The sequence below is a fragment of the Alphaproteobacteria bacterium RIFCSPHIGHO2_01_FULL_41_14 genome (assembly GCA_001767855.1).
GTDB lineage: Bacteria > Pseudomonadota > Alphaproteobacteria > UBA7879 > UBA5542 > 2-01-FULL-41-14.
Window position 1 is genome coordinate 819,149 of the sequence record MEMF01000002.1, and the last position, 24,839, is coordinate 843,987.

24 protein-coding genes and 1 tRNA gene are annotated in these 24,839 nt (G+C 48.1%); 19 read left to right on the forward strand and 6 right to left on the reverse strand.

Annotation, left to right across the window (positions count from 1 at the left end; all coding sequences use genetic code 11):
* The first annotated feature begins 1 nt into the window (after window position 1).
* From gatA to A2621_04110, 7 genes are read left to right on the forward strand one after another with little or no spacing between them, the layout of a single operon-like run.
* Complete coding sequence (gatA, locus tag A2621_04080) at window positions 2–1,474, forward strand: aspartyl/glutamyl-tRNA amidotransferase subunit A (GenBank protein OFW90025.1); 1,473 nt, start codon at window positions 2–4, stop codon at window positions 1,472–1,474.
* Window positions 1,474–2,967: an aspartyl/glutamyl-tRNA amidotransferase subunit B gene (gene gatB, locus A2621_04085; GenBank protein OFW90026.1), complete on the forward strand. Its 1,494-nt coding sequence runs from the start codon at window positions 1,474–1,476 to the stop codon at window positions 2,965–2,967. Before gatA ends, gatB begins: the two co-directional genes overlap by 1 nt.
* A gap of 48 nt (window positions 2,968–3,015) precedes the next feature.
* Entirely contained in the window at window positions 3,016–4,029 is a 1,014-nt protein-coding gene (locus A2621_04090) for a pyruvate dehydrogenase (acetyl-transferring) E1 component subunit alpha (protein ID OFW90027.1), read from the forward strand.
* A gap of 10 nt (window positions 4,030–4,039) precedes the next feature.
* Window positions 4,040–5,017 carry a pyruvate dehydrogenase gene (locus A2621_04095; protein ID OFW90028.1) on the forward strand — a complete coding sequence of 326 codons (978 nt, stop codon included), beginning with the start codon at window positions 4,040–4,042 and terminating at the stop codon, window positions 5,015–5,017.
* A 21-nt stretch (window positions 5,018–5,038) separates the two neighbouring features.
* Complete coding sequence (locus A2621_04100; protein ID OFW90029.1) at window positions 5,039–6,262, forward strand: pyruvate dehydrogenase complex dihydrolipoamide acetyltransferase; 1,224 nt, start codon at window positions 5,039–5,041, stop codon at window positions 6,260–6,262.
* Between the two features lie 3 nt (window positions 6,263–6,265).
* On the forward strand, window positions 6,266–7,660 hold the full coding sequence (locus tag A2621_04105) for a dihydrolipoyl dehydrogenase (protein OFW90030.1): 1,395 nt from the start codon (window positions 6,266–6,268) through the stop codon (window positions 7,658–7,660).
* A gap of 3 nt (window positions 7,661–7,663) precedes the next feature.
* Complete coding sequence (locus tag A2621_04110; protein OFW90031.1) at window positions 7,664–8,554, forward strand: lipoyl synthase; 891 nt, start codon at window positions 7,664–7,666, stop codon at window positions 8,552–8,554.
* Between the two features lie 24 nt (window positions 8,555–8,578).
* Here A2621_04110 and A2621_04115 read toward each other — a convergent pair whose 3' ends face one another.
* Window positions 8,579–8,914, reverse strand: coding sequence for a hypothetical protein (locus A2621_04115; GenBank protein OFW90032.1), 336 nt, complete (start codon window positions 8,912–8,914; stop codon window positions 8,579–8,581).
* Window positions 8,915–9,133: 219 nt separating this feature from the next.
* On the opposite strand from A2621_04115, the gene A2621_04120 reads away from it, so the two are divergent.
* The 6 genes from A2621_04120 (at window position 9,134) to A2621_04145 (ending at window position 15,901) form a co-directional block, all read left to right on the forward strand.
* Complete coding sequence (locus A2621_04120) at window positions 9,134–10,327, forward strand: hypothetical protein (protein OFW90033.1); 1,194 nt, start codon at window positions 9,134–9,136, stop codon at window positions 10,325–10,327.
* Between the two features lie 121 nt (window positions 10,328–10,448).
* Window positions 10,449–11,252: a hypothetical protein gene (locus A2621_04125; GenBank protein OFW90034.1), complete on the forward strand. Its 804-nt coding sequence runs from the start codon at window positions 10,449–10,451 to the stop codon at window positions 11,250–11,252.
* Window positions 11,253–11,446: 194 nt separating this feature from the next.
* On the forward strand, window positions 11,447–13,168 hold the full coding sequence (locus A2621_04130; GenBank protein OFW90035.1) for a hypothetical protein: 1,722 nt from the start codon (window positions 11,447–11,449) through the stop codon (window positions 13,166–13,168).
* A 207-nt stretch (window positions 13,169–13,375) separates the two neighbouring features.
* The gene (locus A2621_04135) at window positions 13,376–13,843 is read left to right on the forward strand and encodes a hypothetical protein (GenBank protein OFW90036.1); all 468 of its coding nucleotides are present in this window, start codon (window positions 13,376–13,378) and stop codon (window positions 13,841–13,843) included.
* 299 nt (window positions 13,844–14,142) lie between these two features.
* The gene (locus tag A2621_04140; protein ID OFW90037.1) at window positions 14,143–14,904 is read left to right on the forward strand and encodes a hypothetical protein; all 762 of its coding nucleotides are present in this window, start codon (window positions 14,143–14,145) and stop codon (window positions 14,902–14,904) included.
* Between the two features lie 424 nt (window positions 14,905–15,328).
* On the forward strand, window positions 15,329–15,901 hold the full coding sequence (locus A2621_04145; protein OFW90038.1) for a hypothetical protein: 573 nt from the start codon (window positions 15,329–15,331) through the stop codon (window positions 15,899–15,901).
* Here A2621_04145 and A2621_04150 read toward each other — a convergent pair.
* Entirely contained in the window at window positions 15,877–16,812 is a 936-nt protein-coding gene (locus tag A2621_04150; protein ID OFW90039.1) for a hypothetical protein, read from the reverse strand. The two genes, A2621_04145 and A2621_04150, sit on opposite strands and share 25 nt — an antisense overlap.
* Window positions 16,813–17,781 (reverse strand): hypothetical protein, encoded by a 969-nt coding sequence (locus tag A2621_04155; protein ID OFW90040.1) that lies wholly within the window; start codon window positions 17,779–17,781, stop codon window positions 16,813–16,815. It abuts the gene before it with no gap.
* Window positions 17,782–17,864: 83 nt separating this feature from the next.
* Here A2621_04155 and A2621_04160 point away from each other — a divergent pair, with 83 nt between their 5' ends.
* Window positions 17,865–18,296: a hypothetical protein gene (locus A2621_04160; GenBank protein ID OFW90041.1), complete on the forward strand. Its 432-nt coding sequence runs from the start codon at window positions 17,865–17,867 to the stop codon at window positions 18,294–18,296.
* A 10-nt stretch (window positions 18,297–18,306) separates the two neighbouring features.
* On the opposite strand, the gene A2621_04165 is transcribed toward A2621_04160, so the two are convergent.
* Window positions 18,307–18,981, reverse strand: coding sequence for a hypothetical protein (locus A2621_04165; GenBank protein ID OFW90042.1), 675 nt, complete (start codon window positions 18,979–18,981; stop codon window positions 18,307–18,309).
* 130 nt (window positions 18,982–19,111) lie between these two features.
* Here A2621_04165 and A2621_04170 point away from each other — a divergent pair, with 130 nt between their 5' ends.
* The 3 genes from A2621_04170 to A2621_04180 are packed head-to-tail and all read left to right on the forward strand — an operon-like array spanning window position 19,112 to window position 22,154.
* Window positions 19,112–19,504, forward strand: a complete 393-nt coding sequence (locus tag A2621_04170) for a hypothetical protein (GenBank protein OFW90043.1) — start codon at window positions 19,112–19,114, stop codon at window positions 19,502–19,504.
* A 29-nt stretch (window positions 19,505–19,533) separates the two neighbouring features.
* Window positions 19,534–20,412, forward strand: coding sequence for a hypothetical protein (locus A2621_04175; GenBank protein ID OFW90044.1), 879 nt, complete (start codon window positions 19,534–19,536; stop codon window positions 20,410–20,412).
* 29 nt (window positions 20,413–20,441) lie between these two features.
* Window positions 20,442–22,154 (forward strand): hypothetical protein, encoded by a 1,713-nt coding sequence (locus tag A2621_04180; protein OFW90045.1) that lies wholly within the window; start codon window positions 20,442–20,444, stop codon window positions 22,152–22,154.
* Between the two features lie 187 nt (window positions 22,155–22,341).
* Here the strand turns inward: A2621_04180 and A2621_04185 are convergent, their stop codons facing one another.
* A complete protein-coding gene (locus A2621_04185; protein ID OFW90046.1) occupies window positions 22,342–22,530 on the reverse strand; it encodes a hypothetical protein in 189 nt (62 codons plus the stop codon).
* Here A2621_04185 and A2621_04190 point away from each other — a divergent pair.
* Complete coding sequence (locus A2621_04190) at window positions 22,514–23,647, forward strand: hypothetical protein (GenBank protein ID OFW90047.1); 1,134 nt, start codon at window positions 22,514–22,516, stop codon at window positions 23,645–23,647. The two genes, A2621_04185 and A2621_04190, sit on opposite strands and share 17 nt — an antisense overlap.
* 111 nt (window positions 23,648–23,758) lie before the next feature.
* On the opposite strand, the gene A2621_04195 is transcribed toward A2621_04190, so the two are convergent.
* The gene (locus tag A2621_04195; GenBank protein OFW90048.1) at window positions 23,759–24,550 is read right to left on the reverse strand and encodes a hypothetical protein; all 792 of its coding nucleotides are present in this window, start codon (window positions 24,548–24,550) and stop codon (window positions 23,759–23,761) included.
* A 210-nt stretch (window positions 24,551–24,760) separates the two neighbouring features.
* Between A2621_04195 and A2621_04200 the strand changes: the two genes are divergently transcribed.
* A tRNA-His gene (locus A2621_04200) sits at window positions 24,761–24,837 on the forward strand.
* Window positions 24,838–24,839 lie beyond the last annotated feature (2 nt).

Consider the following 24,839-nt stretch of genomic DNA (forward strand, 5'->3'; position numbering starts at 1 on the left):
CATGACATCTCTTTTAAAATTAGACTTTCATCTTCTGCGCCAAAAATTGAAAAGCCGCGAGATTTCTGTGGCCGAAGTCATTGATACATATATCCGTCAGGCCAAAGAAACCTCCCCTATCAATGCCTACATCTTGGATACCTTTGACCAAGCCCGTATCCAGGCTGACCTTGCTGACAGACGCTATGTCCAAGGCACTGCCCGCGCGCTCGAAGGCCTGCCGCTCGCCATCAAAGACATTTTTTGCACCAAGAATATTCGCACCACCTGCGCCTCCCGGATCTTGGAAAATTTTGTGCCCCCGTATGAGTCCACCGTCACCCAAAAGCTGAATGAGGCGGGCGCTATTTCCCTGGGAAAAACCAACCTCGATGAGTTCGCTATGGGATCTTCCACCCTGACCAGCGTGTTTGGACCGAGTATCAACCCTTTAAAACGCCTGAATGATCCAACGAATCTCACCCCGGGTGGCTCTTCCGGAGGGTCCAGTGCTTCTGTTGCCGCTGGCTCTTCTTTGGCCGCTCTCGGCACAGACACGGGTGGATCCATCCGTCAACCAGCCAGCCACTGTGGTGTTGTGGGCATCAAGCCCACATATGGGCTCTGTTCACGTTATGGAATCATCGCCTTCGCGTCGTCCCTCGATCATGCCGGCGTTCTCACCCGTTCCGTTCGAGATGCCGCCTTGGTGCTGGAACACATGGCGGGACACGATCCAAAAGACTCAACCTCCATCAATCTCCCCGTTCCTCCTTACGAAAAATTCCTGAGTGGTAAGGTGAAAGGCCTTAAGATTGGCATCCCCAAGGAATACAACTTGCCCGGTCTTCATTCGGATATCGCGCGTCTGTGGCAACAGTCTGCTGCCTGGTTTAAGGAAATGGGCGCCGAAATTATAAATGTCTCTTTGCCTCACACCGAGTATGGGCTGCCGGTTTACTATATTGTGAACCCCTCTGAAGCCTCTTCTAACCTCGCACGGTATGATGGCGTTCGATATGGCCTCAGAGTAGAAGGCGGATCCCTCGAAGAAATGTATGAAAAAACCCGCACCGCTGGTTTTGGGGACGAGGTCAAACGTCGCATCCTCATCGGCACGCACGCGTTGTCAGCCGGGTGTTATGAAGACTACTACCTCCGCGCCCAAAAAGTACGCCGGAAAATTGTGAATGACTTTACTGACGTCTTCGCAAAGGTCGATTTTATTTTGACCCCCACCACCGCGGGGGATGCCTTTGCGCTTAACGATCCCTCCATGGATCCCATCGCCATGTATCTGGAAGATGTCTTTACCGTGGCCGCTAACTTGGCGGGGATCCCCGGCATTTCAGTACCCGTGGGTCTCTCTCATCAAGGGCTTCCCCTGGGCATGCAGCTTTTAGGCCCCATGCTCAGCGAGGATCGGCTTCTCAATGCGGCGTTTGCCTTAGAAACCGCCGCTCAGTTCAAACATCCCATCATTGAGGCTTTCTAATGTCGAAAAATTATTGGCTCCATACAGACTCTGGTCCTTGGAATGTGGTGATTGGTCTCGAAGTTCATGCCCAAGTGACGTCCGCCTCCAAGCTGTTCTCCAGCGCCCCCACTTCCTTTGCGGCAGATCCCAACAGCAAAGTCTCTCTGGTGGACGCAGCCCTTCCCGGCATGCTGCCTGTGCTCAACAAAAAATGTATCGAGCAAGCGGTGAAAACGGGATTCGGTATCAATGCCAAAATTAATAAATTTTCCATGTTCGATCGGAAAAACTATTTTTACGCTGACCTCCCCCAGGGGTATCAGATTAGTCAGCTCTATCACCCCATTATCGGAGAAGGTTTCCTCGATCTTGATCTTCAAGACGGTACGTCACATCATGTGCGCATCGAGCGCATCCATTTAGAGCAAGATGCCGGGAAAAGCATCCACGATTTGCATCCCAAAAAAACTTGCATTGATCTCAATCGCTCGGGTACCGCCCTTATGGAAATCGTAACCTTTCCCGATATGAATACCCCCGAACAAGCTATGGCCTTTATAAAAAAACTACGCCTTATTTTGCGTTATCTTGGCACCAGCGATGGCAATATGGACGAAGGCAGCCTGCGCGCAGACGTGAATGTATCTGTCAACCGCCCGGGCGAATCATGGGGCTGTCGAGCTGAGGTCAAAAACGTCAACTCCATTCGCTATATTGGACACGCCATCGAGCACGAAGCCCGCCGCCAAGTAGAAATTTTGGAAAACGGCGGGACGCTCACGCAAGAAACCCGTCTCTATGACCCGAACCGAGGCGAGACGCGGTCCATGCGTTCGAAAGAAACTGCCATGGATTACCGTTATTTCCCAGATCCCGATCTGTTGCCCCTCATTTTGACGGATGAGTATCTTGAGGGTATTAAAAGAAACCTCCCTGAATTGCCCGACCAGAAAAAAGAGCGGTTCATGAAAAAGTATGGCCTCACCCCCTATGACGCCGACCTTCTCATCGAAGATAAGGATGTGGCCAATTTTTATGAAAAGGCCGTGTCTGAGACGGACGGATGGAAATCCAACAAGAATCCAGCCACCGCCAAACTGATCTCTAACTGGCTCTCAGGAGATTTTTTTGCGCTGATGAATAAGGAAAATAAATCCATTCATGACGTGCCCGTCTCGGCGGAGCATTTGGCCGAGCTCGTTAACCTGATTCAAAAAGATGTGATTTCCGGGCGCATCGCCAAGGAAGTGTTCACTGACGCGTGGACCTCCAGTAAATCCCCCAAGGCCATTGTATCTGAAAAAGGATTGGAACAAATCACAGATACCGGCGCTCTTGAACAAATCATTCAAACTGTGTTAGAAAACAACCCCGACATGGTGACTCAGTACAAATCGGGAAAAGACAAGCTGTTTGTCTTCTTCGTGGGTCAAGTAATGAAAGAAACAAAAGGGAAGGCAAATCCCGCTGCCGTGAATGATCTTTTAAACAAAAAATTGTCCACGAACTAGCGGGGGCTAGTCTTCTGGGCTATCCTATGGAATAATAAGAGTCCAAAAATGTTGATCAAAGAAAAAACAAATCTCGGGACAACGTCTCGCGTAAACAACCAATCCAAGCAGCAGCTGCTGGCCTTGTATGAGACCATGTTGCTCATTCGTCGGTTTGAGGAAAAAGCAGGCCAACTCTATGGCATGGGGCTGATCGCTGGATTCTGCCATCTCTACATCGGCCAGGAGGCCGTAGTGGTGGGCGTCCAGTCTATGCAAGAAAAGGACGACACCGTTTTAACGGCCTATCGTGACCACGGCCATATGCTCGCGTGTGGCATACCGGCTAATGGGATCATGGCCGAGCTCACTGGTCGCATCGGCGGCGTTTCAAAGGGCAAGGGTGGCTCCATGCACATGTTCAGCCGGGAAAAAAATTTTTTCGGGGGGCATGGTATCGTGGGCGCGCAGGTTCCCCTCGGCACTGGCATGGCCTTCGCTCATAAATACAAAAACACAAAAGCCGTCTCTGTTACCTATATGGGAGATGGCGCCGCCAACCAGGGGCAAGTGGCTGAATCTTATAATATGGCGGCTCTCTGGAAACTGCCCGTGCTCTATATCGTCGAGAATAACCAATATGCCATGGGTACGTCCATCGCGAGGCACGCCCCCAACCAAGACTTCTATAAACGGGGTGAGCCTTACGGTATTCCGGGCGAAAAGGTGGATGGGATGGATATTTTTGTGGTCCAACGTGCCGCCAAAAAAGCCTTCGCGCATATTCGTTCAGGAAAAGGCCCCTATATATTACAAATGGAAACCTATCGCTATCGAGGCCACTCCATGTCTGACCCCGCCAAGTATCGCAGTAAAGAAGAGGTGGAGGGGTACAAAACCTCCAATGACCCCCTTACCAACATGGAAGCTGTTTTGATAGAAGAAAAAATCTGCACCGCCGTTCAGCTCGATCAGATTGCCGATCGCGTGAAAGACATTATCAAAGAATGTGCCGAGTTTGCCCAAACCTCTCCTGAGCCCGAGGCCAGCGAACTTTACACCGATATCCTCACAGGAAATTAAGGAATATCCCATGCCCATACTCTCTGTTCGTGAAGCCCTTTGTGAAGCCATGGTCGAAGAAATGCGCCAGGACCCTTCTGTCTTCATCCTGGGGGAAGAAGTGGCTGAATACCAAGGCGCCTACAAGGTTACCCAAGGATTGCTGCAAGAATTTGGCGCCGCGCGCGTGGTGGATACCCCCATCACCGAGCATGGCTTTGCCGGCCTTGGCGTGGGGGCTGCTTTCATGGGGCTGAAGCCCATCGTGGAGTTCATGACTTTTAACTTTGCTATGCAAGCCATGGACCAAATCGTTAATTCCGCCGCCAAAACTCTCTATATGTCTGGTGGACAAATGGGCTGCCCCATTGTATTCCGTGGCCCCAATGGGCCTGCCTCTCGGGTAGGGGCCCAACACTCCCAATGCTATTCCAGCTGGTACAGCCATTGTCCGGGGTTAAAAGTGGTGGCACCCTATGATGCAGCAGATGCCAAAGGCCTCTTGAAATCCGCCATTCGCGACCCCAATCCCATCATCTTTTTAGAGAACGAGCTTCTCTATGGTCAAAAGTTTGACGTGCCCGACGGCGACCACACCGTTCCCCTCGGCAAAGGAAAAATCGTCCGCCAGGGACGCGACGTCACCATCACCGCCTTCTCGCTCATGGTGGGCAAAGCACTCCAAGCCGCCGAAATTTTAGCTGAACAAGGTATTGACGCCGAGGTGATTGACCTCCGTACGCTCCGCCCTCTCGACACAGATCTGATTGTGGACTCCGTCACCAAAACAAACCGGCTCGTTTCAGTGGAAGAAAGTTGGCCCACCTGTGGACTTGGCGCCGAAATCGCCTCACAGATGATGGAGCATGCCTTTGATCTGCTCGATGCGCCCGTCCTCCGCGTCTCGGCCAAAGATGTGCCCCTGCCCTATGCCGCCAATCTGGAAAAATTGGCCTTGCCCCAGGTGGCCGATATTGTTGAAGCGGTGAAGAAGGTAACGTATAAATAATTAAAATCGGAGGTTTTTCCTATGCCTATTGAAATTCTCATGCCCGCCTTGTCGCCCACTATGACCGAGGGAAACCTCGTCAAATGGCATAAAAAAGAGGGAGACAAAGTGTCTGCCGGGGATGTGGTTGCCGAGATTGAAACAGACAAGGCCACCATGGAAGTAGAAGCGGTGGATGAGGGCACGCTCGGAAAAATTTTGATCCCCGAGGGCACCGAGAATGTAAAGGTCAACAGCCCCATCGCCCTTATCCTTGAAAAGGGTGAAGATAAGAAAGTCCTTGAAAATTATAAAGCGCCTACGCCGGCCGCTGCCCAAAAAGAAGAACCCGTCTCAGCTCCCGTTCCCACAATGGCCAGCCCCGCCCCCACCATAGTGCTCTCCACCGGGCGGATTGTGGCGTCTCCCTTGGCCAAGCGTTTGGCCACCGAAAAGAACATTGATCTCCGCCAAGTCCAAGGATCTGGCCCCCATGGCCGCATCGTCAAGCAAGACATTGACACCTTTGTCCCTGGCTCTGCTGCCCGGGGTCATGCCCTGCCTACACACACTGGCCCTCTTTATCAGGATAAACCCGTCTCCAATATGCGCCGTGTGATCGCGCAGCGCCTCACCGAATCCAAGCAAACGGTGCCCCACTTTTATCTCACGCTGGATTGTGAGATTGATGCCTTACTCGCCGCCCGCCAATCCATCAACAGCCACTTCAACGTGAAAGTCACGGTGAACGACTTTGTCCTCAAAGCTGTGGCGCTCGCGCTGCAAGATGTACCCGATGCGAATGCCTCGTGGAGAGGCGAAACCATTCGCTATTACACCACGTCCGATATTTCGGTGGCGGTCGCCATTGAAGACGGACTTATCACCCCCATCGTGAAAATGGCCAACTTCAAATCGCTCCTCACCATTTCTGAGGAAGTAAAAACCTTGGTGCAAAAAGCCAAAGAAGGTCGTCTCAAACCCGAAGAATTCCAAGGTGGGTCGTTCAGTGTCTCTAACCTTGGCATGTTTGGCATCAAACAATTCGAAGCCATCATCAACCCGCCCCAAGGATGTATTCTAGCCGTAGGCGCGGGCGAGAAGCGCCCTGTGGTGAAAGAGGGTGGGCTCGCCGTTGCCACCGTCATGACGTGCTCCCTCTCTGTGGATCACCGCGTGGTGGATGGCAGCGTGGGCAGCAAGCTGTTGCAAGCGTTCAAGAAATACATTGAAAACCCAGCCTTACTTTTGGTGGGAGGAGCTTGAGCCATGTCACAATCCTATGATCTCATCGTTATCGGCGGCGGCCCTGGAGGGTATGTGGCGGCCATTCGGGCAGCACAACTGGGTCTTAAAACAGCCGTGGTGGAGCAAGAAAAATTAGGCGGCGTGTGCCTCAACTGGGGATGTATTCCCACCAAAGCTTTGCTACGCTCCGCTGAGATTTATCACCTGATGCATCGATTGGACGAGTTTGGCCTCTCAGCCTCGTCCATTAAATTTGACATTAAAAAAATCGTGGACCGCTCGCGTAAAGTGTCGCAACAGCTCTCTACCGGCATCAGTCATTTGATGAAAAAGAACAAGGTGACTGTCATCACGGGTCACGGTAAATTGCTGGGACAAAACCGGGTGAAAGTCACCCACGGTAAAGAGACCCAAGTTCTCACCGCCCCTCATATCATCCTGGCCACTGGCGCGCGCCCTCGCCTATTCCCAGGTCTCGAAGCCGACGGCCAGTTGATTTGGACCTCCAAAGAAGCCATGGTTCCTGAGAAAATGCCCAAGAGTCTCTTGATCATCGGATCGGGTGCCATTGGGGTGGAGTTTGCGAGTTTTTATGCCACCCTCGGCTCAGAGGTCACCCTCGTGGAAATTCAAGATCGTATCCTCCCCGTGGAAGATGCAGAAATCTCAGCCGTTGCGCATAAGGACTTCACCAAACAGGGCATCAAAATCCACACCAGCACCAATGTGAAGAGCTTGGAAAAAGAAAAAAATGCGGTCAAAGTCACCTTGAACCATAAGGACAGATCCTCGACCCTCACCGTTGATCGCGTGATTGTGGCGACCGGCATTGTTGGTAACACGGAAAACCTGGGGCTTGAAAAAACACGGATCAAAGTTGAGAATAACCAAATAAAAACCAACGAATGGTGCCTGACCGACGAACCCGGCGTTTACGCCATCGGAGACGTGGCCGGTGCCCCCTGGCTCGCCCACAAAGCCAGTCATGAAGCCATCATTTGCGTAGAAAAAATCGCGAACAGCCCCACCGCCCATCCGCTGAATAAACTCAATATCCCCGGCTGCACGTATTCTTTACCTCAAATTGCCAGTGTCGGCCTCACCGAAGCCGCCGCTTTGCACAAAGGTTACAAAATACGGGTGGGCCGTTTTCCCTATAGGGGGAACGGAAAAGCCGTTGCGTTAGGCGAAGCAGAGGGCCTTATCAAAACCATTTTTGATGAAAAAACAGGCGAGCTGTTGGGCGCGCATATGATTGGGTCTGAGGTCACCGAACTCATCCAAGGATACGTCATTGGGAAAACCCTCGAGACCACCGAACTTGACCTGATAAACACCGTATTCCCTCATCCCACCCTCTCAGAAATGATGCACGAGGCGGTGTTGGATGCCTACGGAAAAGCGATTCATTTTTAGAAAATTCCCATGACAGAAAAACTGCCCAAACCCTCTTGGCTCAAGGTGAAAGCTCCCGTCTCTCCTCAATATCACGCCACGCGTGAGCTGATTCGGGGCGCCAGGCTCAACACCGTCTGTGAAGAAGCCGCCTGTCCCAACATTGGGGAGTGCTGGGCCAAGCAACATGCCACTATCATGATTTTGGGCAGCGTTTGTACCCGAGCGTGCGCTTTTTGTAATATTAAAACGGGCCGACCCGATCTCTTGGACCCGCACGAGCCCGAGCGCGTGGCTGAGGCTCTTCAAAAACTAAACCTCGCCCATGTGGTGATTACCTCTGTTGATCGGGATGATTTGCCAGATGGGGGGGCTGAGCATTTCGCCCAAACCATAGCGGCTATTCGCAAAACATCCCCTCATACCACCATTGAAATTTTGACGCCTGATTTTTTGCGCAAACCTGGCGCCCTCGAAATTGTGGTGGCCGCCAAGCCCGACGTGTATAACCACAATCTTGAAACAGTCCCCCGGCTTTATGCCACCGTGCGTCCTGGCGCCCGATATTTTCATTCGCTGAATTTACTCCATCGCGTGAAGCAGCTTGACCCCACCCTCTTCACCAAGTCGGGCATCATGGTGGGCCTTGGGGAAGAAAGGGGGGAGATCTATCAGGTGATGGATGACCTCCGTGCCGCAGACGTGGATTTCATGACCATCGGTCAATATTTGCAGCCCACCCCCAAACATCACCCGTTGATGCGTTATGCTACGCCCGAAGAGTTTGCCGACTACGAGAAAATGGCTCGTGGAAAAGGGTTTCATATGGTCTCCGCCTCCCCCCTCACGCGCTCGTCTTACCATGCGGGAGAAGATTTTGAAAAGCTGAAAGCTGCGAGGATGAAGGCAGTCTGAGCCCTCTTCCCCCACTGGAGCCGTTTATTCAGGCCCTCTTTTCTGATCTTCTAATCCTTCTAAGGCAGCTTTTTTTATTCCCAAAGCAATATATTTACAAAGGGCCATCCTGTGTCTGACGCGTAAGAGATCTATTTCTTCGCGTGGTCTACGAGCAACCTTAGCTGCGTCTAAGTCTTTTCCCGTTTGAATCATACAGTTTTGGGCGTCTGTTTTGTCTCTATCTGAGGGAGGAGACACTTTCCTTCGGCCATTATTATGATTGGGATCATCCTCACCAGGCCCCCCTAGAGCGGTATGGCCAAGACTAAGCGTAAAGGATAACATGAGTCCTAAAGTTGTTATTCTGCCTATATTCATTTGGTTTTCCTCCTGATCATTCTCTCCTAACTTATGCTGATAGGGTTTTTCTGTACAGACAAAAATGAGGAACTACTGACCACTAGAGAAAAAATAATAACCTGGTTCCCTATAGTTGGACCACCTCACCCTTGTTTTTACATAAATTAATTCTTATATAAATCAACAGAGTATACAAAGATACTCAAAAGTAATTGATTTGAATAAAGGATTTAAACGATGTTTGGCCGTTTCTTAAAATTATCCCAGATCGCCTTTTTTGTGGGCATGATCTTCTCGTTCCACAGCGAGGCAGCCACTGGGGGAACACCGCTCGACGATGACCAACAGTCTGAGGCGTCTTCAATGGCTCTTGTGTCTTCCCAAGGACAACCGGCACAAGCACATTTGCCTGTTGAGTTAATCGGTGAGATAGCCCAGTTTTTGGACCCGCAAGACTGCAAAAATCTACGGTTAACGTGTCTGGCCCTTGCTCATCACATCAATCTCCCGAATATAAAGATAACCCCTCAGAAATTTAATGCGGAAGGATTTCCACCTACTCATTTGATTACTGCAAAGACAAAAGTTATTCTCCATGATTGGAGACAGTTCCCCGCTCAACAGCACGAAGCAATTTTGGGCCAGCTTACAGCCTTACCGCACTTGCACAAATTGGATTTGAGCCGCAATGACCTTGGTGCTGTGGGCGCTCGACATCTGGTTCCTACCCTTTCACAATTGACGCACTTGCGCATCTTGAATTTAGGATACAATAGGATTGGTGCCGAGGACGCTCAACATTTGGCCTCCATCTTCCCACAGCTTCCACACTTGCGCATCTTGGATTTGGCTGGCAATGACCTTGGCCCCGAAGGGGCTCAACATTTGGCCTCCATCTTCCCACAGCTTCCACACTTGCGCATCTTGGATTTGGCTGGCAATGACCTTGGCCCTGAGGGGGCTCGACATCTGGCCTCCACCCTCCCCCAATTGACGCACTTGCAGTTCTTGTATCTGGGCAGCAATGACCTTGGCGCCGAGGGGGCTCGACATCTGGCCTCTACCCTCTCCCAGTTGACGCATTTGCACAGCTTGAATTTGTGCTTCAATGACATTGGTGCCGAGGGAGCTCGACACCTGGCCTCTGCCCTCCCCCAATTAACGCAATTGCAGTTCTTGTATCTGAGGAGCAATAATCTTGGCGTCGAGGGAACTCAACATCTGGCCACCACCCTCCCCCAATTGACGCACTTGCACAGCTTGAATTTGAGCAGCAATAACCTTGGCTCCGACGGCATCCAACATCTGGTTCCTGCCCTCCCCCAGTTGACGCACTTGCGCAGCTTGGACTTGGGCCACAATGACCTTGACTTTGAGACGATCCAACACCTGTTTCCTATCTTCCCACAGGGGACACACGTGGTCTTCTAATAGGGGGAAGTTCTCTATACCCCTTGTTTTTACATAAATTGATTCTTATATAAATCAACAGAGTACACAAAGGCATTCAAATCATAGAATGAGTGTTTTATTTGAATAAAGGATTTAAACGATGTTTGACCGTTTCTTAAAATTATCTCGGATAGCTTTCTTTATGGGCATGATCTTCTCGTTCCACAGCGATGCCGCCACTGGGGGAACACCTCTTGATGAGGATCAACAGCCTGGGGCGTCTGCCTCTTCAATGGCTCTTGTGCCCCTTTCACAAGGACAACCGACATTACAAGATTTACCTCCTGAATTAATCGGCGAGATAGCCCAGTTTTTGGGCCCACAAGACTGTAAAAATCTACGGTTAACGTGTCGGGCTCTTGCTCAGCACATCAAGCTCCCAAATATAAAGATAACCCCTGAGAGATTGGATGCGAATGGATTTCTGCCTATCCATACCATATCTTCAAGGACACACGTTGCTTTCCGCTGTGGGACTCAATTCTCCCTCGAAGCGTACGAACATATTATTGTGACTCGGCTTGCAGGGTTGCACTTGCACAGCTTGGATTTAGGATACAATAGTCTTGGCGCCGAGGGGGCTCAATATCTGGCCTCCAGCCTCTCACAGCTGACGCACTTGCGCAGCTTGTATTTGAACACCAATAACCTTGGTGTTGTGGGCGCTGGACATCTGGCCTCTGCCCTCTCACAGCTGACGCACTTGCGTGTCTTGTATTTGCATCACAATGGCCTTAACCTCTTGAGTGACCGGCAACATCTGGCCTCCATCCTCCGACAACAGCTTCCCTACTTGCTCATCGTGAGTTTGTACGACAATCCTCCTTTTAATGAGGATATCAACCATATAGTTTCTACCCTCCAACAGATGCCGCCGCGCGTGCCGCCCACCCTCTTTTTCTAGGCGAATTGAAGCAGCAGCACACAAAAACCTTGAGAGCGCGCCCAGATCTCTTAGGTCATTGCAGGAGAGTTGAAGGACAGAGAACGAGACTTCTACATATCATTCAGTAAAAAATTTTCTTCCATAAGTCTATTGAATATAGATAAATACTTCATATATAAATAGTAGTTACGTAATTAAAGGTAAAAAAATTTATGTCTATTAAGAAAATTATGTTCATAGCTCTTTTGGGGTGGATGTCTGCCTACATGTCTTATGGGGCAAGTGCGGGCAGCGGTGCCCCTGTCCTAGAGGCAGCAGAACAAGCAGTTGAAGTGTCACGCCCGTTGTCCGTGCCGTCTGTTTTTGATGTTCAAGAAATGTCCATTGGTTCTGTACTGTCTTTGAAACTAGAAGAACTTGCAGAGCAGCGGACGTGTGACTTAGTAACACAAGACCATCTTGGGGCGTCAATGCAGGGTATTCCCGATATGAAAGCCTATCAGGCGTTAGTACCCTATAATCCCTACCTTGGAATGCTTTTTGCGGAAGGGGAACGACCCAGTTCTTTTTCGCCTCAATTAGAATCCTTTCTAGACCAGGTGCCGGCAGGGCATTCTTTTCAGATTTTTGCCTATCCTTTGATATGGGTCCCTGATCCTGCCTCTGCGATTTCTTACATCGTCTCCCATAGGGAGAGGAAGGACACAGATCCTGTTCTTCCTTGGGGTGAGATTTCCCAAAGTTTTTCTCAGGAGAGATTGAGAGCACTCTTTAGAATCGTAAAGGGATTTTTGGTTGAGGGAAATGCACAAGAGATTTTACAGTCCTCCATTGAGGAGCTGCGCCCCTCTGAAGCGGGATATTTAGGAAACGTTCTTCGACTCTATTATGACATAACGGAGGATAGTTACCCGTTTCTCGTCAACGAGCATTTTGAGCTTACATTTCCTGATTTCATTGGAGATCAACTCAAAAGAAATGAAGACACCCCCTGGGGACAGTTCATTTTGGGAGAATGGGAATATGCCACGGAACATCATGATCGGGGACGTACTTTGTACAAGCAATCTGCAGATCAAGGGTATGCTTGCGCCCAAGAAAGATTTGCCTGGCTTTGTCTTAATGAGGAAGAAGACAATGAAGATTCAGAGAGTGCACAGGTCTATTTCCAAAAGGCGGCGGATCAAGGACATGCGGACGCTCAATTTAGTCTGGCTCATATGTACCATAAGAGAGAAAACGGAGAGAAGAACTTAGCACTGGCCCGTCGCTATTATCAGCTGGCGGCGGATCAAGGACATGCGGATGCTCAATATTATCTTGCTGATATGTACTCTCAGGGGGAGGGAAGCGAGCGGAACTTAGAAGCTGGGCGTCGCTATTTAAAGCTTGCGGTGGATCAAGGATGTGCTGCCGCACAATATAAACTTGCGGAATTGTATAGAGACGAGGAAAAGAATCTAAAAACTGCGCTGCGCTATTATCAGCTGGCGGCGGATCAAGGATATGCTGAGGCACAGTATGCTCTTGCTTATATATATCATGTGGGAGAAAATGGAGAGAAGGACTTAGCACTGGCCCGTCGCTATTATCAGCTGGCGGCGAATCAGGGGCATGCTGAGGCACAATATTATCTTGCTGATATGTGTGCTCAGGGAGCAGGAGGGACGAAAAACCTAAGAACCTCCCGTCACTATTATCGCCTTGCGGCAGTTCAGGGGCATGCTGAGGCGCAGCATAATCTTGCTTATATGTACTATAAGGGAGACGGAGGGTCGCAGAACTTAGGACTGGCCCATCGCTATTTAACACTTGCGGCGGCTCAGGGGTATGAACTCTCTCAGAGAGCTCTTACTGCTTTGGATGAAAACCGCCTTCAAACAACTGATTCGGCAGCAGCAGCAGAACCTTTGCCTAAACAACAAAAATCATAATATATAGCTAACCTCTTATAAATTGATGACTAACCTGATCCATTTTTTTCAGGACCACCTCATATGGCCTCTCTGCGCAACCAAATCCCCATCATTGCGAGGCAATCCCTCTTTTTGACTGAGAAAGACAAAGGTAAAAAAAGTTCCCAAAATTCTCTGGGCCTGTTACACTGAACGAAAGATTCATCAAAAACGGAGGGAAATCTTATGACGCAAAAATCACCCACCCACGGCAGCTTCTGGGCCATGCTGTGCCACTTGAGCGGCTTGATTGGATTTATCTTTGTGCCTGTTTTGGGTAGTCTCTTGTTTCCCTTGATCGTGTGGAGTTTTAAAAAAGACACTTCTCCTCTCGTGGCCAATAACGGCAGGTCCATCATTAACTTTGTTCTCTCTTTGTGGCTCTATACCCTCATATTTTCTTTGGCCATGGTCCTTTTATGGGCTGTCATCGCCCCCACTTTCTTTTCCCTTTATGGCTTTCTTGGGCTTGAACACTTTCGGTCTTACTTTGTTGCTTCCGGCGGCATTGCTCTCTTCAGCCTAATGATGGTGGCCGTTTTTGGCGCTTTCTTCTGGTTATGGCAAGGCATCCTCATGTTGTATGCCAGTATCAAAGCCGCCAATGGGGAAGTCTATCACTACCCCTTCACCATTCAGTTTCTCAAGGGTTAAGGAAGAGGAACACATCCTGAGATCCTACAGACCCTGCAACAACAGGTTTCCTTATTCACATTTTTGGTTTTAGCTCCAACCCTTACTGCCCTCTTACAGTAAGTTGGTGTCCACTTTCGGCACACGCATGGGCCCCTACTATGGTTGCATCAATCATCATCGTCTCCCCATCTGGATCTATTTAAAATTTCTTTCACGAAACCTAAATCTCATATTCTGAGAAATTGTAGTTTTTTTCCACTAGATCTTCTGACATATTGTTTTTACTATCGCGACACATTTAACAGAAAGAGGATTTTATGAGAAAGTTTTTATTTTTATGTACACTGCTCTTGAGCTTTTCTGGATTTAGCGCACTATTATTGCAGGAGGTGGATTTGGTTTATCATAACCAGTGTTATAACAAGCTCCCTTCAGTTAAAGAGGCTGACCAGAATTTAGAAGCTCGCTCAGATTTTCAAAATTTCTTGAAAAAAGCGGGTGAGGTGGCCAACTCATATGGACTCCAAGACTATTTGGGTTTGCGCCTGATCCATCGACATTTTGACTTGAGACCAAGCCAAGTGATGGTGGAGATATTCGATCAGTATGAGAATACACCTTCTTTGATTACCACCCCATCTTCGATGGAAAGAGCGCATGAAAAAGGAGCGGTCCCCTCTAGTTGGATTTTTACAGATTCTAACCCAATGTTATTTGAGACTTCTACTGATGATGGTGCGAGAAAGGGATTAGAGAAATTGAGAAATGTTCCTAACTTTTGGAATGAAATGGCCGTATTGATCAAGAAAAATAATTTTCAAGATCTTGTTGCTCTAGCTATTTTAAAGCGAGAAAGCTTAATTCCTTTGTCAACAGAGCAGATTTATATGGAAAGAAATTACGGACGTTTGGAGTCTAGTATTGTTCAGTTAGAGAACCGCGAAGGTGTTGTAGACCAGAGTATTAGAACCAGCTGGGCATTTGATGAAACTGACGGGGTGTGCATGTGCTCGAGTCACTATTGCCATAGTAGAGATGATGGCGATCATACACGTAATGGAGTTCATATCGAATATTAAATCAGAGTAATCTCTCCTCTTTTAAAAGATAATTATGTGCGGATAGAACTTTTGGCAAATCTGTAGACGACATTTTGGTCATATCTTAAGTCCTTTTCTGCAGTATGGGCGACTTTTTGGGATTTAAGAAGCACAAAATGAGACTTTTTGGGAAATAAGGAGTCTTGAAAGGTGGCCATCGGTTACCCCAAAATCTCACAGCCAATTGTATGGTTCACTATATCTGACACTCGGAGATGCACCCTTTGCCCTCTCTACTTCTCTCACAGACCTCTCAGAAATCCTTATGATAAGTATATAAATTAAAAATATTGAAAATATCGATATAAAATAACAATTATTACTAGACATTTATTATTTTTTATTTTATCTAGATCCTATAAAAAAATGTATTTCATATCATGAATGAAGGGAGAAGAATAAGATGTCACATAAAAGAGCACTAAATCAAAGAAGACGAGCGAGCACCCCTAAGAAAATTCTGGCCTCCTTGCGGTCTCCTGCCGCCAAGATAATCTTTCAAACCATCATGGAAAGAAACAGATATTTGTTTCTCCAATCCCTGGAACAACGCTATCCTCTCAAAAAAGTAAAAGCTTCCTTGTGGCGGGGTACAGCGCTGCATCTCCTTGAATTAAGCGATAAAATTTCACCGGGCATGCACCAAGCGGCTACCCATTATTTAGAAATCTCCCACCAGATTTTAAGGGAAGGCCCTCAGCAGCCCTGTTCTAAATTTGAGGGCTCTTTGTCGCACCGCGCTATTCCCTCCTACGATCAAAAACAAGATCCCTGCCAGGAGTTGGCTCTCGAACAACACTGGAAGAAGATCTCCCTGATCCTTCAAGAAGCCCGTATCAAAAAAGTGGTGGATGCGCTGGGAGACATCCATGATCTGAGCGTCTTAGACCACGTCCTGAGAACAAGGGAAACCCTCGTGCAGCTGCAAAAAGGACTCGGTCGGCTGAAAGCTTATTTGGCAGAGGAGAGAATCTGATCCACCGCCTCTTGCACCTGAGAGAGCAAAATATCTTGGGTATCAGGCATAGGTTTCACCGCTACCAGTGATGACCGATAGGAGAGGGGAGGAGAGCTTAAAAACAACGCCACCGTCGGCTTGTTCAACACAGCGGCGCCATTCATCATGCCCGTATCATTGCCCACAAAAAAGGTCACTTGATGGAGAAAAGCCAATGATTCTTGTAATGAAAATTGAGTGAGTGCCACAGCCTCCCCTCCCTTGTTTTTTATAGTCAAAACCATCTCGGCAGCCTCAATCCTTTCTTTCGGCCCGCCCAGCAGAAATACTGACATTTTCTGAGAACGCGACAACCACACGGCCAAATCTTCCCAGTGAGACGACCCCCATTTTTTCGAAGGCTCTGTTCCCCCAATACCAATGGCCACCCACGGTTTTTTATAAGATAAGAGTTTCTTTTTCACATGCTTTTTAGCCGTCTCCGACACACTAAATTTGGGTTCTCTGAGGAGGGGAATACCCTGCTTTTCCAGCAAGAGGGTCGCCCGTTCGATGGGGTGCATCTTGAGCCATCTGAGGTCAGCAGGATAGCTGATAACGGTAGGGATGCCCGCTAGTTTGCAAGCCCAGCGATAAGTCCAGCTTTTATGAAAAATCCATACGACAGAAAATTTTTTCCGCCACAAAAAGAACGCGAGCGGCATCCAACCCAAAAAGCCACCATGCCTGCCGGGCCGCTCCACCCATAGAATTTCTTTCACGTAAGGGCTATTCTTATAGAGATGCTGGGCCTGACTTTGACGCTTGGTGAGTAACGTCAACGGGGCCTTATAAAAACGACTTAAGCTTTGCAAGGCTGCATCAAACCAAAACAAATCCCCAATCCCCGGTAAGGGTTGAATCACTAAAATTTTTGGATCTGGGTTCATTTAGCCCCTTTCTAAAATATCTTGCAATGCCAGCAAATCTTCTGGCAACGACGCCGTGAACACCCTCTTCTCCCCCGTAACGGGATGGATAAATTTAAGGGCTGCCGCATGCAAAGCCTGCCGCGTATCGGCCCACACACCGGGATTTTCGCGCCACAAACGTTTGAGCATGGGGTTGCTTTTTGCCCGTCCGTAAACGGGATCGCCAATGAGAGGGTGCCCCGCGTTCGCTAAATGTACCCTGATCTGATGGGTGCGCCCTGTCTCGAGTTGACATTCGATGAGGGAGGCTACCACTGCGTTTTCCCCATAATACTCTTTCACCTTATAGTGCGTGACGGCTTCTTTCCCTCCCGTGCGCCGCACCGTCATTTTTTGCCGGTTATGGGAGCTACGCCCAATATTTTGGGTGATGGTCCCCTCGGGCATGATCTGGCCCACCACAAAGGCTAAGTACGTACGGCTTAACGTCCGGTCGGCAAACTGGGCGGATAATTTTTGATGCGCCTCATCCGTCTTGGCCACCACCATGAGCCCGCTGGTATCTTTGTCCAACCGATGCACAATGCCTGGTCGCTTGACGCCTCCAATGCCGGAAAGATCTTCACAGTGGGCCAAGAGTGCATTCACCAGCGTGCCGCTTTTATTTCCGGCCCCGGGGTGCACCACCAGACCTGCGGGTTTATTAATCACCAACACAGATTCATCCTCAAACACCACATCGAGGGGGATTTCTTCCGCCATCAGGGAGGTCTCTTCTAGCGCAGGCTCCTGGAGTTCAATGCGTTGTCCTTCCAACACTTTGATCTTGGGGTCTGCCGCAATTTTGCCATCCACCCAGACATGTTCTTCCAAAATAAGCGCCTTCAGGCGACTTCGGGAAAACTCGGGCAACAAGATGGCGAGCGCTTTGTCTAAACGTTCCCTATTTAATTCATTAGGAATTTCAACTTGGTATGTTTTTAACATCTGACTTACATTTGACTTTCATTTATAATGTTGAGAGTATAAACTAAACACAGGAAACACATAACTTTTTTCTCGAGGGACCCATGAGGAAAATAGGACACTCAAGCTGGCGCTTCTTTTCTTCCAACATTCTCAGCCGGGCGCTCTTGCCCTTTGCCATCCTTTTGTTCTCTAGCCTCAAAGAGATCCTCCTCTTCCCCCAGCAAGGCGGCTCCCTCCAAGGATGGCTGTCCGTTGGCCTGAGTTTAGCTTTTTTCTATACTTTTTATATCTCCGTCTTGAAACGAGACCCCACCCGCTTTTCCCGGGGAGACCTGTGGATCATGGGGGTCATCTGGGCCCTCTTCGCCCTCCTCATTCATGCCACTGTTCTCTCTGGTATTTATGATATGGATTGGGGTGCGCTTTTTCAATCTTATACCTTCGTCCCCTTCAAACCCTGGCCCTTTGCGGTGATCGGACTTTTCTTAACCCCTCGCTTTGCCGCCATCATCGCGAAGAAGTGGTTTTTTTGAGTCTAGATTATCAAAACTGACGCAAGACGCGTTTCACAAAAGGGATGGTAATCGCTCGTTGCGCTCGCAAGGATTGTGTATCCAGCTCCTCCAAAAAGCGCACCAAAAAACCCGACGACCGCTCTATGTGTCTGAGAATATATTTCCGCACCGCAGGGTCTAAATCGATCTGCATTTCTGAGATTTTTTTTACCAGAATAGCCTCCAGCAGATCATCATCCGGTCGCTCTATCCTGAGGGCTGGAAAAAGCGCCAAGCGCGACCTCAGATCGGCCAACTGAAGAGGCCAAAGGGCCGGTGGTTGTTCCGCCGTTAGCAATAGAGTTCCCTTCCGTTCTTTGATCAAATTGCAGAGGTGGAATAAGGATTGCTCCGAAATGTCAGGGGACGACGCATCATCCACAATGTACGCCCGACCGGGGAGAATGAGAGGGTCAAAGTCGTCTAGGCTCTTGAGGTCTTTAGGGTGCAAAAACAGCGCTCGAGAAGTGCTCTGGAAAACATGCGCCAGATGGGTTTTTCCCACCTTATGAGCGCCAAAAATAAGGAGCCCATAGACGAGCCAGTGGGGCCAAGCCTCAAGAGCCGAAAGGGCCAAAGCATTACTCTCACTTTTTAAAAAATCCTCTGGAAAATAATTTTGTTTTACATCAAAACGCAGAGGTAGTTGCGCACCGTCCACCAGTCCCCCTTTTTTTCTGTTCCCGTTGTACGTGATTTTGGGTGAAAAAGATAGGGGGGAGCATGACCCTCTCTTTACTTTTTCCCCAAAGCATCTTACGGTTAAGGACAGAACTTATAAATAGGAGAAACTCATGCCAGGTCCGGTGGTTACAACAGGCGCAATGGCCATGTGCACCATGGGGACAGGACCAGGTGTCTTAAACTTTATGCCACCCCCTGTGGTGAATTGCCCCACCCAGGCCGGCAAAATCACGGATATCGTCCCTATCAAAAATATTCCCTCTTTTATCCTGTGTATCAGTCTGGCAAACCCAGTGGTCGCAGCTGCCACCGCTTCTCACTTAGGCGTCCTCACCCCCATGCCGTGCGTTCCAGCACCTGCTGGCCCGTGGATTCCGGGATCTGCCTCTGTTTTTTTAGGGGGTATCCCTATGCTGAATTCAAGCTGTATGCTACATTGTTCCTATGCGGGGGTGATTACCATTACCTTTCCTGGTCAGAAGGCTTCCATTTGCACCAAGTGATCCCGCCATGTTAAGAGTATTTGGATTCCATGTCGCAGCTTCTTAAGTATCTTATTGTTGCCCTCATTTGTCTGATCCTAGGCTCTCTTCTTGGCATCCTTATTTATAATCACCTTTCCCCTGTGGCCCTTCTAAAAAGCGGCCTCCACACCACTACAACAGTGCAAGACCTTGCGAAAGAAGCCAAAGCAGGCGGAGGCGGTGGTAGCGGCGGTGCAGATAAAAAAGACGCCGGCAAAGACGGGGCAGAGACAAAAGGAGGAGACAAAAAAGTCCCCGATAAAAAAGACACCGATGACAAAAAAGAGGGGGCGAAAGACTCAGCAAAGGACTCGGGGAAAGAGGAAACAAAAGGAGGAGAAGACTCCACTGAATACTTAAGATCTCTGTGGCCCATTAAGAAAAGAAAAGCAGCCGATGTCTCCGGAGACGTTGAAGGGGCTCTTTATCTGGATGGTACCAGCCCCTACGGCCCCCCGGCGAGCTATAAGGAAGATCTCTTTTCTGAAACAAAAACACTTACACTACCGGGAGATCCCCCCTCTCGTCTGCCCCCCCCTCTCACAGCACGAGAAAAAACAGAACCCCTCTTTCCACACTTTTCAATGGAATCATCATCAGAGCCACCCCTTCCTGCGTCCACCCTCTATCAAGTAGAAATTGGGCGATTTTCCTCTCTTGAAAAAGCTCAAGAGGCCCACAATACCCTCCGATCAAGAGGCCATGAGGTTGACGTTTATTACAGTGGCTCTATTACCAACCCCGATTGGTTTTATGTACGGCTCTCAGCCCTCCTCAACAAACCCCAAGCCTACCGAAAAGCCCAAACACTCTCCATTTTAGAAAAAATCGCCCCCACCCTGGTGGTGATCAGCCGAGACGTCAAAAAACTTCCCTCTGCCCTCTAAAAAAGGATCGGCCATATTCATTGAAATATATGGTTTTCATCCCTATATCTCTCTTTATGAACACAAGAAATACTAAAATACTCGTCACGTTTATCCGCACACTCTCTCAAAGAGCCATCATGCTTTTGATAACCCTTTTCTTTATCTGTGGCGCAGGCATCTCGTGCCACGCCGCCGCCCAAAGAGAAGACCTAGAGTCTATTCGGACAGAAGTCATCCTCATAAAGCAGTCTATGAGCAGGTTCTATCAAGACCAATTGGCGGCGGTTCAATCTTTAGATGTGAGATTACTCAAAATGTCCGATGCAGAGGTAGTTGAGTTCTATGTGAACAATATGCACGATTCTTCCCTTTCCCTGCCTTCCCCCAAACGAATAAAAGAGAAAATGAAGGAAATGATTGAGGGCAATAAAAATGTCTATCAACAGAATTTAATAAGAAATCAAGGACTCATTGATTGTTTAAAAAGCGCAAAAGAAGACGCCCTTAAACGGATTGCCAGAGATGGAATAAACGAACTGCTGCAGGTGCTGCAAGCTAGACAGACGAACCAAGCCATTCCTAAAACAATCCCAGAACTGATGAAGCTTTATCCCAAAGAAAGACAACAAATGGCAGAAAGGGCCATCATCATCCGCGCTGATGAATCAGCCATGATCAAGCTTCTTTCTCGCACGCTCACCCCTGCTGAGCTAAACCACGAGTTCTCCCCTTTAGTCATAAATCAAGACTTCGGAGGATATTTTACTGTCCTGCATGCTTATTTCCTCGACTTGGTGGAAAATCCTCCTCTCCCAGATCATTGGATATATCGGGTCAATGAATTTAACAAAAAAGAGAGTTTGAGTTTGGTAACCTATCTCAAGAGAGTTAAGGGGACTATGGAGGAAACCAGTCCTCGAACCCGAAGGATTCAAGAACGATTAACATCAATTTATACCCTTATTAAAGAACTAGGCTCTCTTCAAAGTCTGAAAGAGACAGAAGAACAGGCAGTGCAAAGTCTTGAGCTCTATCAACGAGGAAAGCTATGCCCCGGAGATTGGAGAACAGAAAAAGCAGTGTCTGTGCTAGAAACGACACTGTTGGATGAAATGCTTGACGAAGTGATAGAGGAGCATGAAGAAAAAGCTGCCAAAAAGATAGCTGCTAATAGAAAGAAAAAAGAACGACAAAAAAAGGCTAAAGCAGCCGCGAAAAACCTTCCGAGTTTATCTCCTTTCGTTGACACCCCACCCGACACAGAGGCTGTCCCTGCCGCTGACTCGATCTCTTCACCTCCCTCTCCTCAAAGACAAATTTCTGAAGGAACTCAAACATCAATCGAAGAAGGAATGGCCGCCTTCGCAGCTGAGTTAGAGTCTTACAAAGGAAAAAAGAAACAATCCTCCCCGCCCCCCGTTGCCGCTGCAGCAGAAACAACATCTTCGCAGAAGATCTTCCTAAAGCCAGGCGTGTACGAGGCTATGCAATATTTCTGGGAGCAACCCACGATGGAATGGGACACTTTTTTAACACTCATGACAAATCCTAAGATAGGATTTCGTCTGAAATCTAACGGTGGAAGCGCCTACAGCTTTTCCTACACAGAAGCCCGTCATGGTCAGAACGGAAAGTTTAATGTTCATAAGCCTCATGGTGTATTTGGTACAATGCTTGGCATTAACGCCATTCGATATGTGCGAAGAGAATTACGTGAGAATTTGAACTGGTCTCTTGAGTCCTTCGCGGCCTTGGTCTAACTAACTAGGACCACCCCTCAAAAATGATTTGTTAAATAGCTTATATCTACTGCATCATATGTACAAAAATAGGAGGTACATGGGATATGTTACAGATAAATATAACGAGGAGATAAAGGCTAATATGGTTTCCCTCAGAACAAATAGACTTTCTACCCCGCAGAAAATAAACGTCTTAGAAGGGATACTAGAGGAGAATTGGCAGCAGCCCGTCCTTCGGTGACTTCTTTTCTCTGGACCCTTCGCTGACACCCTGGTGACGAGAAGAGGCAGCATCAGGGTGACGGGGGAAACCAATCAAGTTTCCCTTGACATCCTCCTCTTTAGGATAAACAATTAAACAAAAACAGCGGGGCAAAATGGATAAATTATCCATAAAAACAATTGCCAAAATTCTTTTGAAAGGGGTGTTTTTAACCTTATTGTTCACCCCCATGGGGGAAGGCGCAGAAGCTCCCTTCCCAAATCCCCACAAGGCACACAGAACGCTCCGTCACTCAAAATGGATACAACCAAGAATCGGAACAACGGAGTATAAAACAGCTTTATATGAACGGTTTCCGATCATTCAAACCACAGGCATAAAAGGAGACCTTACCTCCGAGAAACTAAAAGAATGGTTGGAAAGAGCCCGCTTAATCAATCCTAAGTTTTTTCAGCATCCCAATTGTTTGACCATTACAAAGGGAAAAAGGGGGGCATCAACAAAAAAACTTTTCCTGGTAAAGGTTAACCCTAACTGTCCAGAAGCTGGCCCCTCTAATCTTGTCTTGATTATTAAAGAACTCCCCTCAAAGCTGGCCAAATGGGATACAGAAATGAGCAATTTAAGTATCCTCCAAAAATATCCCAAGTTAAGAGCCCTTGGAAAACCTAGAGATTCTTCCCTCCCTCAACTGACATTTGTAGAAGATTTCCTGAGCTATCAAGATGGGAAAGGACATCAAAACTACTTAACCTTAATCCACGCTGCCAAAGGAGAAAGTCTTGAGGAGATGGTCACGAAAGATCCTCAAGGTCCAGAAACCCTTGGCGCTTTTAAAAAGCTTGGGGAAGTTCTGGCGAATTTTCAGAAAAGATTCATGACTGGAAAAAATTGTTTGCTGAAAGGTGGCGATGATATTAACCAATGTTACACAATCAGTCATGAGGATCTTCATCCTGGAAATGTTTTTTTCGATCAAAAGACTGGTCTTATCTATTTTATTGATATGGAAACCATGAGACGTTCCTTAGAACGCAAACTGCCTTTACTAAAAGACGCTATCGATCTTTATTTCATTCCACAATATGATTGGAAGCTTCCTCATTATGACAAAGCATATAATGCCTTTTTCCGTGCTTATCTTGATCAGTTAAGCACAGACCCTGCCATCAGGCTCAAAATATGGACAGAGTTCAATGAGCAGAAATCGCGTAAAGCAGCTGAGCAAGCTCGTTCCAGGGAACTGTTAGAAAGAATTAAAAGCAGTTTGCCCCCTGGTAAGCTCTAGAGAACTCTCATTCAAAGTGAGGGCAAAGAAATATTGAGGGTGAGAAAATCTGATGGCTGAATTCCGATGCACCCCTACTAATTCAGCGGCTGTTCGAGCCGCTGCTCTTGACTATACTACTAAATGAGTTTTCCTATACTTAATTAGCAATCCCTTAAGTCTTTCAGCGAACACATCATTATAGGCTCTCCGGGCTTGAAACAAGGCATTCGTCACTCTGTCTATAACCTTCCCTCGCTCCGCTTGGGGAAGCTTCGAAAAGGCTCCGAGAGAAGGAAAATTTGCCTCCTCTTGGAAGGTTCTTTCCCCCCCGCTTTCGGGGGATATCTGTTTTTTCCCTTCTAGTTCTTCATCTGTTTCTGAGAGTGGCTCTGCCTCAGTCACGGAGAAAGATACCCGTCGTTTTCTCTTTTTATCATTGACACACATACACTCTTCTTGTGTTGTCATTCCCACTCTTATTCCATTCTGCTCTTGCTCTGGTTCCCTCGAGGGGGAGATCTTTGCTGGGGCAAGACACTTGGTTTTCTCCAAATCCTCAGCTGAAGCGCTTTCTGCTTTCTTTTTCTTTCCTAGAGAGTATCTGAGAGCTTCGACGTGCGCGTCTAGTCGAACTGCTTGTAATAATTGTGCTGTCTCTCTCGAAGGAGATCCGCACATTCTTTTTTGTTTCTTCTGAAGCACGGGAGGAGAACCCATAAGGCCATTGTCCTCAGGGTGCCTCCCTTCTTCAAAAACCCTTGGGCTTATGGGTTGGCGGCAGTGTATCATCGCCGGCATTCCAATAACAGACATAGCCCCCTCCTGCAAATCCTCTCGAGCGGGATGCTCCTTGGAGGCCCCAAAAACCGTGATACTCATCAGTCCCGCCCATACGGGCAGCATCATTTTGAACAGAGTCATTTGTTGTCTTTCATCTATTGAAACAAAGTTAAGTCTCTTGTTTGTATAAGAAAGAACGCAAGTAAAAACAAGAGATAATAAAAATTGTTCCAAGAAAATTTCTCAAGACAGAGTCTCCCCCAAATCCTCCGTGATTTTCTTCTCTAATTGAGAGCCTCAGCGAAAATTCTTGACCTTTTTCAAGGAAACACTGTAAAAAGACAGTTCGTGGCGGGTGTAGCTCAGGTGGTTAGAGCGCCAGTTTGTGGTACTGGATGCCGTGGGTTCAAGTCCCATCACTCGCCCCATT